The following is an 11738-nucleotide window of genomic DNA, read 5'->3' as shown; positions in this document are numbered from 1 at the left end:
AGCGATTCTATCTTTTTATTTGAATGTGTTTTATTAGATATTAACAATAAAGCTACTGAAAAGAAAAATTGCGAATATGATGTTCAAAATTAATAAATAAAGCAGGCGCTTTTTTCTATTTTCCAGTTCTTCTTGTTCTTCAATTTCCATTGGATAAACAGCTTTATCCCGCATCAATAGATAGAACAACAGTCCTTCACCTCTTTGACCACCCGCTGTTAAGATTCCCCAAAATTTAGGGTGTTTCATTCCACGAATCGAAGCATCTAATTCAACCAATTTAAACAATTGATAAACAAATATCCCATTTGTCACAACAAGTAAACAAATCAAAGTCAATACATACCAAGTCATGATAAACCTCCTATATTTTACGAATAATCTGCACTAAGATATAGCCCGTCGTACTGATGACGAGTGTTACAGCTAATAAGGTTAGCAGGTAACTTTTCGAAATTGGAATAATAAAAATAAAGAAGAGAAATAGCAAGCAAATATTACATAAAAAAGCTAACATAATCTTGCGATTACTCTTAACAGTATTAGTTGATTCTTCCAAATGCTGAATCATGCTCTCATCTCCTTTCAGCAATTCATCCAAGCTAACTTGGTACAAGTCGCTTAGTTGTAAAACATATAAAATATCTGGATAAAATTTTTCTGTTTCCCAATTTGAAATAGTCTGTCTCGATACATTTAATTTCTCTGCAACACTTTCCTGTGTCATACTACACATTTGTCGAGCTTCTTTTAATTTTTTTCCAATTTCCATCGCTTTTCTCCTTGTTTTTATATCTACATTTTACTCTTTTCCTGTCTAAAATCTAGCAAAATTTTTTTACATCGGCAAAAAATAACCAAAAATCCTGTCAAATTATCTTGACAGGAGTGTAAATTATGAGTTGATTTGTCTTTTGTTAAAATTTAATTGTTTTTGCCAGCGTTTCTTAAACAAGATATCAAAGAGTACTAGGGCTGAAGATAGAATGATTGAAACCAGCAGATACTTTATCCAAATAGGAGCATCCGGAATAAACGGCGTCGTATTCAAAAGCCCGTAATTCCCACCCGTTACTTGATTGACCCCAACCAAGAATAGATTGAGAATAAACGTGTAGGCGATAATCTGATATTTTTTAAGTAAGGTTTTATCGTAATGATTCATCAGATAAACCAGAGAATTAACTAAAAGAGCGTAATGCCCTATCAAGAATGAAAAGCTAGTGATATGAGGGAAATCATATGGATCAAAAACGGGATAGCCCAAAGCAAATACTGCGCCACTGGCTCCCATTAGGGCAAAATACTGCTTGGTTTTACATTTATCTGGTAAGAAAACAACCGCAAACATGGCCAAACGACAATGGTAAAGAGGTAGGCTGTTCGAAAATGGAATGCTAAAACCAATATTCCAAGTGTAAAGAGCCAGCAGTTGCGCTATTTGAATCCACTTAAATAATCGAACAAATTTAGGATTTTTATAGTAAGTAAGGGACCCATATATAGACAAGGCAAGAAGACCTATCATGACTCCATACCAAAAAATGGGAATGGGAGGTGGTGTGGTTTGGGTTCTTGTAATAAAATGATGCATAAAATCTCCTTAAGGTAACGAATTCAGTTGTATATTACCTATTCTTATGTTTATATTTAACGAGTTGATTGATAAGGATGAGAATACCTGTCATCAAACTAGTCACTATCAAATAGTTAAGCAAAACGCCATGATCCCCAATCACAGGGGGTTTGCTCATAAAGCCGTAATTCCCTCCTGTCAAGAGGTTGGCTAGACAGATAATGGCATTGACTCCAAAAGTCATCTGGCATATTTTCCAAATATCCCCTTTTTCAACCTCATAATATCTAACAAGATAAATCAAACAGTTGGCTGAGAGTGCCCAGTGTCCGAAAACATTGTTCAGCGAGGAGACATGAGGGAAAGGAAAGGGATAAAAGACTGGATAAACTAAAGCCATGATAGAACCAAAGACTCCCACTAAGGCAAAATATTGCTTTAAAAATGTCTTATTAGGGGCAAAAAGAATCATCCACATAGCCATCCGACTATGGTAAAAAGGGAGGGCCTCAGACAGCGGTAGGCGCGCTGAAATATACCATGCGTTGATAATCAGCAGTTGAAGCAATTGTCCCCAATACCAAAAATCTCGATAACGTTTAGAGCTTGCATAACGAATCGATAAAGCCGCTACAAGCACCAATGATGTTGGCAATAAAAAGTACCATACTCCCAAATGAGGAGGGACAGTCTTTTTACTGGTAAAAAACAATTCCCAAATTGTCATGTGTCATCCTTAACTTCCAGTAATTCATAAAGAATTCTACCTTTTTGGAATACCAAAATCCCATGCAATTGTATTTTCTAATTTCAACTATTATATCGAAATAAAAAGTATTTTTCAATTTCTACTTCTTTTCAGCTTGACTTGCCTTATTTAGGGGAAAATATGGTAAAATAGAACAGATAAAGAATCATCATTTCACGAAAGGATATCAGATGAAAATTACGCAAGAAGAGGTGACTCACGTTGCCAATCTTTCAAAATTAAAATTCTCAGAAGAAGAAACTGCTGCATTTGCGACAACACTCTCAAAAATTGTTGATATGGTCGAATTGCTAGGCGAAGTCGACACAACTGGTGCCGCACCTACTACAACTATGGCAGACCGTAAAACTGTTCTCCGACCTGATGTGGCTGAAGAAGGAACAGACCGTGACCGCCTGTTTAAAAACGTACCTGAAAAAGAAAACTACTATATCAAGGTACCAGCTATCCTAGATGATGGAGGAGATGCCTAATGACTTTTAATAACAAAACTATTGAAGAGTTGCACAATCTCCTAGTCTCTAAGGAAATTTCAGCAACTGAACTAACCCAAGCAACGCTTGAAGATATCAAATCTCGTGAGGAAGCTATCAACGCTTTTGTGACAATCGCTGAAGATCAAGCTCTTGCTCAAGCTAAAGCTATTGATGAAGCTGGTATTGATGCTGACAATGTCCTTTCAGGAATTCCCCTGGCTGTCAAAGATAATATCTCCACAGATGGTATCCTCACAACTGCTGCCTCAAAAATGCTCTACAACTACGAGCCTATCTTTGATGCAACTGCTGTTGCCAATGTAAAAGCTAAAGGCATGATCGTTGTTGGAAAAACAAACATGGACGAGTTTGCCATGGGTGGATCAGGTGAGACTTCCCACTACGGTGCTACTAAAAATGCATGGGACCAGACCAAGGTTCCTGGTGGGTCATCAAGTGGTTCTGCTGCAGCTGTAGCTTCGGGACAAGTCCGCTTGTCACTTGGTTCTGATACTGGTGGGTCTATCCGCCAACCTGCTGCCTTTAACGGGATTGTTGGTCTCAAGCCAACTTACGGAACTGTTTCACGATTTGGTCTCATTGCCTTTGGTAGCTCATTAGACCAGATTGGTCCTTTTGCTCCAACCGTTAAAGAAAATGCGCTCTTGCTCAATGCTATTGCCAGCGAAGATGCTAAAGACTCTACTTCTTCCCCTGTTCGCATTGCTGACTTTACTTCAAAAATCGGTCAAGACATCAAGGGCATGAAAATTGCTTTGCCTAAAGAATATCTTGGCGAAGGGATTGACCCAGAGGTTAAAGAAACGATTCTGAGTGCTGCTAAACACTTTGAAAAACTCGGTGCTATCGTTGAAGAAGTTAGCCTTCCTCACTCTAAATACGGTGTAGCGGTTTACTACATCATCGCTTCATCAGAAGCTTCATCAAACTTGCAACGCTTTGATGGTATCCGTTATGGCTACCGTGCAGAAGATGCAACTAATCTTGATGAAATCTATGTAAACAGCCGCAGCCAAGGTTTCGGTGAAGAAGTTAAACGTCGTATCATGCTAGGTACTTTCAGCCTTTCATCAGGTTACTATGATGCCTACTACAAGAAGGCTGGACAAGTTCGCACCCTTATCATCCAAGATTTCGAAAACGTCTTTGCGGATTACGACTTGATTTTGGGACCAACTGCTCCTAGCGTTGCCTACGACTTGGATTCACTCAACCATGATCCAGTTGCTATGTACTTAGCTGACCTCTTGACCATCCCTGTCAACTTGGTGGGTCTCCCAGGTATTTCTATTCCTGCTGGATTTGTCCAAGGTCTACCAGTAGGACTCCAATTGATTGGTCCTAAGTATTCAGAAGAGACTATCTACCAAGTTGCTGCTGCCTTTGAAGCAACAACAGACTACCACAAACAACAACCCGTGATTTTTGGAGGTGATAATTAATGAACTTTGAAATAGTCATTGGACTTGAAGTCCACGTAGAGCTTAACACCAATTCAAAAATCTTCTCACCTACTTCTGCCCACTTTGGAAACGACCAAAATGCCAATACAAACGTGATTGACTGGTCTTTCCCAGGAGTTCTGCCAGTTCTCAATAAGGGTGTTGTCGACGCTGGTATCAAGGCAGCTCTTGCCCTCAATATGGACATTCATAAAAAGATGCACTTTGACCGCAAGAACTACTTCTATCCTGATAATCCAAAAGCCTACCAAATCTCTCAGTTTGATGAACCAATCGGTTACAAGGGCTGGATTGAAGTTGAACTAGAAGATGGTACGACCAAGAAAATCGGTATTGAACGTGCTCACTTGGAAGAAGATGCCGGTAAAAACACGCATGGTGCAGATGGTTACTCTTATGTCGACCTCAACCGCCAAGGGGTCCCATTGATTGAGATTGTATCTGAAGCAGATATGCGTTCGCCAGAAGAAGCTTATGCTTATCTAACAGCCCTCAAGGAAGTTATCCAATACGCAGGTATTTCAGACGTTAAGATGGAAGAAGGCTCTATGCGTGTGGATGCTAACATCTCCCTTCGTCCTTATGGTCAAGAGAAATTCGGTACCAAGACTGAGTTAAAAAACCTCAACTCCTTCTCAAACGTTCGCAAAGGTCTTGAATACGAAGTCCAACGCCAGGCTGAAATACTTCGCTCAGGTGGTCAAATCCGCCAAGAAACGCGTCGTTACGATGAAGCTAATAAAGCTACTATCCTCATGCGTGTTAAGGAAGGCGCTGCAGACTATCGTTACTTCCCAGAACCTGACCTACCACTCTTTGAAATCTCAGACGAGTGGATTGAAGAAATGCGCACAGAGTTGCCAGAGTTTCCAAAAGAAAGACGTGCTCGCTACGTATCTGCCCTTGGTTTGTCAGACTACGATGCTAGCCAGTTAACTGCAAATAAAGTCACTTCTGACTTCTTTGAGAAAGCTGTTGCCCTCGGTGGTGATGCCAAACAAGTCTCTAACTGGCTCCAAGGCGAGGTTGCTCAGTTCTTGAATGCAGAAGGCAAGACACTAGAACAAATCGAGTTAACTCCAGAAAACTTAGTTGAAATGATTGCCATCATCGAAGACGGTACTATCTCATCTAAGATTGCCAAAAAAGTTTTTGTTCACCTAGCCAAAAATGGTGGCGGTGCTCGTGAATACGTCGAAAAAGCTGGTTTGGTACAGATTTCAGACCCTGAAGTCTTGATTCCAATTATCCACCAAGTCTTTGCGGATAACGAAGCCGCAGTTGCTGACTTCAAGTCAGGAAAACGTAATGCAGACAAGGCCTTTACTGGTTTCCTCATGAAAGCTACTAAAGGACAAGCGAATCCACAAGTCGCCCTCAAGTTACTTGCCCAGGAATTAGCTAAGTTGAAAAATAACGAATAAACTATACTTAGATAAATAGCCTTTTCTACTGGAAAATAAACTTGGATAAGGAGAATCTATGAATAAGTTTTTAAAATTTTTATTTGCTTTTGTCGCCCTTGCAATGGTAGGAGCCTCTGTATTACAACTCTTTTTCCCATCCTATATGGCTAATCACTCAGGTTACGGTTTCTCAGTCGGATGGCAGAGAGAGATCGGAATTTGGAATCTAGCCGTTTTAATCATGATTGCTGCTGCTAATCTAAAATACGACTGGTTTTACTTGCGAATGATTCTCCTATCTCTCATCATTGGTGGTGCCGGAATAGGAACCAACCACCTCTTCAATTTTATAGATTCTCATTCGCCCGTAAATGCCATCGGCGCAATCGAAAATTACCTCTTGGTATTTGGATGGATTCTTGGTTGGGTAATTGAAAACCATACTAGGAAAAATAACTCACATAGTTAGGAGACATATGAAAAAGTTATATACTCTTATCGCTACTTTCTTGCTTCTTCTCTTTGTGACACCCCTGCAATCAATCGATGCAGGTGTTGGACATTCTCGAAGTGGTAGCTCTAGCCACAGTAGCTCACGAAGCAGTAGCAGTTCTCGAAGTAGTAGTTCTAGCCGAAGTCGTTCAAGTGGTAGTTCTTCTTCTAGAAGCAGCTATCGTTCTGGCGATAGTTACTCAAGTTTAGATGGTTCTCTAGGGACAGGAATGAGCATTCTTATCATGTTTGGTGTCGGAGCTTTCTTACTCTTCATGCTCATCAAATATTTGAGTGACCAGAATTCATCATCTGGTAAATCTTATGGCAGCTCGCCTAGCTACAATGCTGAACCAACACTTCACCGTCGAGTGATAAACAACACCTTGGCTATCGATCGTGTCCGTTCTGGGGACCCAAACTTTGATGCAGACACTTTCACTTCATGGGTTAAAGAAGTCTATATCCAATTACAGGCAGCCTGGACTAAAAAAGATTGGAATTTGGTGCGTTCTCTTGAAAGTGCCAGCCTCTACTCTCAACATAGTGCCCAACTGGAAGACTATATCCAATCTCAAACAACGAATATTTTGGAACGAGTTTATGTCGAGAATGTTCGAATCAAAGATTTCTACGAAAATCCAGATGGAAATGATACTCTAGTTGTTATCCTTTCATCTACTTTGAGAGACTATGTCATCGAAGATAAGACTCGTAAGGTTATTGAGGGAGACCCTCAAAAAGATTTATTTACAGTTTATCAAATGAACTTCATCCGCAAACATGGCAGTCAAACCGAAAGCTCTGTCCAAGATGAAGCCGTTAGCGACCGCTGTCCAAACTGTGGCGCTCCACTGAAAATATCAGCTATCAGCAAATGTGACTATTGCGGATCTGATATCACCCGTAGTCCAAACCAATGGGTTCTTGATACCTATGAAGTTGTGGATGAAGACGAACTATATAATTAGGAGGAAATTATGGGATTTATTCGTATGGCCAAAGAGCAAATTAAGGGAGTTGTTGATGTTGCCAAAACTGCTGGTATTAATAGTATTAATGACAGTAAATTTAAGGAAGCCGTTGTACTTCCCGAACACGTATCATCAGAAGCATTAGCTGTTAAAGGAATTCTTCTTACAAAAGACCCTGACGGAGTTTCTAGACAAGGTAATCAACATACCGGACTTTTAACAGATGGTTCAGTTGTCATTGTTCCTCAAGGTTATGTTGCTATCCTTGTAAATAATGGTACTTTCCTTGGTGATGTCTTAGAAGCTGGTAGCCATGAATGGCGCTCTGGCGACAACGCTTGGCTTCTAGAAAAAGGCGGAATAAGAGGAACTTGGGAAAACTTCAAGCACCGCTTTTCATTCGCTGGTCAAGTCGTTACTCAACAAGAAATCATCTTTGTCCGTGTCCAACCGATTGCGGGTAATAAATTTGGTACACAAAACGCTGTAGAATACTTCAGTGAACGTTACCAACAATTACTCAATATCCGTTTCTATGGTTTGTTTGATATCAAGATTTCTGACCCAGTACTTTTCTACGTTAGCTCTATCAGTCAACAGATTGACGAACATAAACCATTTACACTCCAAAATATTGCTCAAGGAACTCTTCGACAAAATATCTCTCCTAAAATTGCGATTGCAATTGCCAAATTTACTAATGAGTACCGAGTTGATATCTATAGCCTAAATGCTAATCAAGATACTTTTAATGAGATTGCTAAACAAGAAGTCAATAAGGTATGGACTGGTCTTTACGGTATTGAAGCAACCAATATCCTTCTTGAGGATTTGAGCTACGACCAAGAAAGCTTGGAACTTGTACGTAAACTTGATAGCGAACTCGTTGCTATGAAATACAATACCATCGAAATTGAAGAACGTCGTGCTCGTAACGAAGCTCTCATTGCTGCAGCTAATAACGAAGGTAATGGCAATGGTATGAACATGTTTATGGGTATGAATCTCGGTCAAACTCTCGGTGGTCAACTAACCCAACAAGCTCAGCCTGTTAGCCCAAATCAAACCGTTCCCCCAGTTCAACCCGCTGATCCAAACCAAGCATTTACTCCGGTCCAAACTGCAAGTCCTGAGCAAGTTGCTAGCCCAGTAGAAACTGTTATCCCTGAACAACCCGCTAACTCAGTAGAAACTACTAATCCAGAAGTAACAACTCCTGCAGAAGAAACTACTAGTCAAGAAAAACCAACTAATAAAAACTTCTACATCGAAGTCGATGGCAAGTACGTATTGGTAACCAAAGATGAAGAAGGAAACATCGTTCCTGTCAACTAATTTCACTTCCCTGATATTTGAGAAATCTTACGACTTATGATACAATAAAGAGTAAATTATTTTATTAAAGAGGTAAAAACATGATTGAAGCAAGTAAATTAAAGGCTGGTATGACCTTTGAAACAGCTGACGGAAAATTGATCCGCGTTTTGGAAGCTAGCCACCACAAACCAGGTAAAGGAAACACTATCATGCGTATGAAATTGCGTGATGTCCGTACTGGTTCAACATTTGAAACTAGCTACCGCCCAGAGGAAAAATTTGAACAAGCGATTATCGAAACTGTGCCAGCACAATACTTGTACAAAATGGATGATACAGCTTATTTCATGAACACTGAAACTTACGACCAATACGAAATTCCTGTTGTAAATGTTGAAAATGAATTGCTTTACATCCTTGAAAATTCTGAAGTTAAAATTCAATTTTATGGAACTGAAGTAATCGGTGTAACAGTACCTACAACTGTTGAATTGACAGTTGCTGAAACTCAACCTTCTATTAAAGGTGCTACTGTTACCGGTTCTGGTAAACCAGCTACAATGGAAACTGGACTTGTCGTTAACGTTCCAGACTTCATCGAAGCAGGACAAAAACTCGTTATCAACACTGCAGAAGGAACTTACGTTTCTCGTGCCTAATCTCTAGAAAGAGGTCATTCTATGGGAATTGAAGAACAATTAGGCGAAATCGTTATCGCCCCACGTGTACTTGAAAAAATCATTGCAATCGCTACAGCTAAAGTTGATGGTGTCCACTCTTTTTCAAACAAATCAGTATCTGACACCCTTTCAAAACTTTCACTCGGCCGTGGTGTCTATCTAAAAGAATCTGAAGAAGAGCTAACAGCTGATATCTATCTCTATCTTGAGTATGGTGTCAAGGTTCCTAAGGTTGCAATGGCTATTCAAAAAGCTGTAAAAGATGCCGTTCGTAATATGGCTGATGTTGAACTCAATGCTGTGAATATTCACGTTGCTGGTATTGCACCAGATAAGACACCAAAACCAGCATTAAAAGATTTGTTTGATGAGGACTTCCTCAATGACTAGTCCATTATTAGAATCTAGACGCGAACTACGAAAATGTGCCTTCCAAGCACTGATGAGTCTTGAATATGGTTCTGATATTGAAACAGCTTGTCGCTTCGCTTATACTCATGATCGAGAAGACGACGAGGTAAAACTCCCTAGCTTCCTAATCGATCTTGTATCTGGTGTTCAAGCTCAAAAAGAGGAACTAGACAAACAAATCACTCAGCATTTAAAGGCTGGTTGGACGATTGAACGTTTAACCTTAGTTGAAAAGAATTTATTGCGTTTGGGAGTTTTCGAAATCACTTCATTTGATACTCCTCAACTCGTAGCTGTGAATGAAGCTATTGAACTTGCAAAAAGCTTTTCAGATCAAAAATCAGCCCGTTTCATCAACGGACTGCTCAGCCAGTTTGTAACTGAAGAAAACTAAATATAGAAAAAAGTGTTTGACTATTATCAAACACTTTTTTACTACACTTCCATCGAAACTTGGAGTCCAGGTTAACAAAAAAGCTAGAACTTATAATAGTTCTAGCTTTTTTATGTTTTTAATATTTTCTAAAGCGTTGGTAACGATCTTCAATGAGTTGATCTAGTGGCAGTTTACCAAGTTCATCAAGTTCTGCTCGGAGTTGTTCTTTGACTTGCTTGATTAAATCTTTGCTTGATAGGCCCACCTCAGAAATAACCTTATCTACAATCTTCATATCTAGCAATTCGAAAGAAGTAATTTTCATCAACTCTGCAGCTTCCATGGCACGACTGCCATCTTTCCAAAGAATAGACGCAAATCCTTCAGGACTGAGAACTGCATAGATTGAGTTTTCTAACATCCAAACACGGTCTGCTACGGCAAGAGCGAGGGCTCCACCAGAACCACCTTCACCAATAATAATAGCGATTATCGGCACCTTAAGATCGCTCATCTCCATGAGGTTACGAGCAATAGCTTCACCTTGACCACGTTCCTCTGCTCCAACACCAGGATAGGCACCTGCCGTGTTGATAAAGGTTACAACAGGGCGGCCAAATTTTTCAGCCTGCTTCATCAAGCGAAGGGCTTTTCGATAACCTTCAGGATGAGGTTGTCCAAAGTTACGATTAAGATTATCTTGTAAGCTTTTACCTTTTTGGATCCCAACAACAGTTACCGCTTGGTCTCCCAACCAACCGATACCACCAATAATGGCACCATCATCTCGGAAAGAGCGATCACCATGTAGCTCTACAAAGTCATCAAATATTCCTGTTGCGAAGTCCAAGGCAGTTAAGCGGGTTTGTTCACGTGCTTCTCTGACGATTTTTGCAATATTCATCAACAATCCCCCTTATGTAACCTTACTAATCGAGCAATCATATCTGGCAATTCTCTCCGTTTAACAATCGCATCCACAAAGCCATGTTCTAACAAAAACTCTGCCTTCTGGAAATCCTCTGGCAAATCTTCCCTTACGGTATTTTCAATGACACGGCGTCCAGCAAATCCTACTAAACTTTGAGGCTCTGCCAAGATGATATCACCCTCCATAGCAAAGGAAGCTGTCACTCCCCCAGTTGTTGGATCCGTAAGGATCGTCAGATAAAAGAGACCTGCATTGGAATGACGTTTAACTGCAGCAGAAATCTTAGCCATCTGCATCAAACTCATGATTCCTTCCTGCATACGTGCTCCACCAGATGCTGTAAACAAGACGACTGGTAATTTTTCAGCTGTCGCGTATTCAAACAAACGAGTGATTTTTTCACCAACTACTGTTCCCATAGATGCCATGATAAAATTAGAATCCATGATTCCGAGAGCAACTTTTTCACCCTTAATCAAAGCAGTTCCTGTGACAACAGCCTCATCAAGACCTGTTTTTTCACGCATAGAGGCTAATTTTTTCTGGTAACCTGGAAATTCCAATGGATCTTGCGTCTCAATTCCTGTGAACATCTCTAGGAAGCTTCCCATATCAATGGTTAAAGCAAGGCGCTCTTGTGCTGAAATACGGAAGGTATAGCCACAGTGAGGACAAATACGTTCACTCCCCAAGTCCTTTTGGTAAATCGTATATTTGCAACCTGGACATTGGGAGAAGAGCTCATCTGGAACCTCTGGCTTGGTCTGAGGTTGATTTACAGTCGAACGATTGGGATTGATTCGAATATATTTATCTTTTTTACTAAATAGAGCCATACATCCCCCT

Annotated in this window: 15 protein-coding genes; 9 read left to right on the top strand and 6 right to left on the bottom strand. The window is 40.2% G+C overall.

Annotated features, from left to right (window positions below; all coding sequences use genetic code 11):
• Positions 1-33: 33 nt before the first annotated feature.
• From AC3E9F_RS00875 to AC3E9F_RS00860, 4 genes are all read right to left on the bottom strand, one after another.
• On the bottom strand, positions 34-354 hold the full coding sequence (locus AC3E9F_RS00875; RefSeq protein WP_490672683.1) for a hypothetical protein: 321 nt from the start codon (positions 352-354) through the stop codon (positions 34-36).
• Positions 355-364: 10 nt separating this feature from the next.
• Positions 365-772 carry a helix-turn-helix transcriptional regulator gene (locus tag AC3E9F_RS00870; RefSeq protein ID WP_490672682.1) on the bottom strand — a complete coding sequence of 136 codons (408 nt, stop codon included), beginning with the start codon at positions 770-772 and terminating at the stop codon, positions 365-367.
• A 123-nt stretch (positions 773-895) separates the two neighbouring features.
• Positions 896-1594 carry a YwaF family protein gene (locus tag AC3E9F_RS00865; protein ID WP_490672681.1) on the bottom strand — a complete coding sequence of 233 codons (699 nt, stop codon included), beginning with the start codon at positions 1592-1594 and terminating at the stop codon, positions 896-898.
• 34 nt (positions 1595-1628) lie between these two features.
• Entirely contained in the window at positions 1629-2303 is a 675-nt protein-coding gene (locus AC3E9F_RS00860) for a YwaF family protein (protein ID WP_490672680.1), read from the bottom strand.
• Positions 2304-2515: 212 nt separating this feature from the next.
• On the opposite strand from AC3E9F_RS00860, the gene gatC reads away from it, so the two are divergent.
• From gatC to nusB, 9 genes are all read left to right on the top strand, one after another.
• Positions 2516-2818, top strand: a complete 303-nt coding sequence (gene gatC / locus AC3E9F_RS00855; protein WP_490672679.1) for an Asp-tRNA(Asn)/Glu-tRNA(Gln) amidotransferase subunit GatC — start codon at positions 2516-2518, stop codon at positions 2816-2818.
• Entirely contained in the window at positions 2818-4284 is a 1467-nt protein-coding gene (gene gatA, locus AC3E9F_RS00850) for an Asp-tRNA(Asn)/Glu-tRNA(Gln) amidotransferase subunit GatA (protein ID WP_490672678.1), read from the top strand. Before gatC ends, gatA begins: the two co-directional genes overlap by 1 nt.
• Entirely contained in the window at positions 4284-5729 is a 1446-nt protein-coding gene (gene gatB, locus AC3E9F_RS00845; protein ID WP_263393988.1) for an Asp-tRNA(Asn)/Glu-tRNA(Gln) amidotransferase subunit GatB, read from the top strand. The genes gatA and gatB overlap by 1 nt, the downstream gene beginning before the upstream one ends.
• Before the next feature lie 58 nt (positions 5730-5787).
• A complete protein-coding gene (locus AC3E9F_RS00840; protein WP_263393989.1) occupies positions 5788-6180 on the top strand; it encodes a hypothetical protein in 393 nt (130 codons plus the stop codon).
• 7 nt (positions 6181-6187) lie between these two features.
• Positions 6188-7174 carry a zinc-ribbon domain-containing transport protein gene (locus tag AC3E9F_RS00835; protein WP_263393990.1) on the top strand — a complete coding sequence of 329 codons (987 nt, stop codon included), beginning with the start codon at positions 6188-6190 and terminating at the stop codon, positions 7172-7174.
• Positions 7175-7183: 9 nt separating this feature from the next.
• Positions 7184-8512, top strand: a complete 1329-nt coding sequence (locus tag AC3E9F_RS00830) for an SPFH domain-containing protein (protein ID WP_490672677.1) — start codon at positions 7184-7186, stop codon at positions 8510-8512.
• An 80-nt stretch (positions 8513-8592) separates the two neighbouring features.
• Positions 8593-9153, top strand: a complete 561-nt coding sequence (gene efp, locus AC3E9F_RS00825) for an elongation factor P (protein ID WP_004251910.1) — start codon at positions 8593-8595, stop codon at positions 9151-9153.
• A gap of 21 nt (positions 9154-9174) precedes the next feature.
• Complete coding sequence (locus AC3E9F_RS00820; protein WP_006150382.1) at positions 9175-9564, top strand: Asp23/Gls24 family envelope stress response protein; 390 nt, start codon at positions 9175-9177, stop codon at positions 9562-9564.
• On the top strand, positions 9557-9979 hold the full coding sequence (gene nusB / locus AC3E9F_RS00815; protein WP_178895406.1) for a transcription antitermination factor NusB: 423 nt from the start codon (positions 9557-9559) through the stop codon (positions 9977-9979). The genes AC3E9F_RS00820 and nusB overlap by 8 nt, the downstream gene beginning before the upstream one ends.
• A 118-nt stretch (positions 9980-10097) precedes the next feature.
• Here the strand turns inward: nusB and AC3E9F_RS00810 are convergent, their stop codons facing one another.
• Together AC3E9F_RS00810 and accD are read right to left on the bottom strand one after the other, a co-directional pair.
• Positions 10098-10865 carry an acetyl-CoA carboxylase carboxyl transferase subunit alpha gene (locus AC3E9F_RS00810; protein ID WP_263393992.1) on the bottom strand — a complete coding sequence of 256 codons (768 nt, stop codon included), beginning with the start codon at positions 10863-10865 and terminating at the stop codon, positions 10098-10100.
• Entirely contained in the window at positions 10865-11728 is an 864-nt protein-coding gene (gene accD / locus AC3E9F_RS00805; RefSeq protein WP_263393993.1) for an acetyl-CoA carboxylase, carboxyltransferase subunit beta, read from the bottom strand. Before accD ends, AC3E9F_RS00810 begins: the two co-directional genes overlap by 1 nt.
• Positions 11729-11738: the final 10 nt, after the last annotated feature.

The sequence above is a fragment of the Streptococcus sp. SCPM-O-B-15277 (M60) genome, from assembly GCF_058200335.1.
This window is presented reverse-complemented; position numbering and strand designations above follow the sequence as displayed.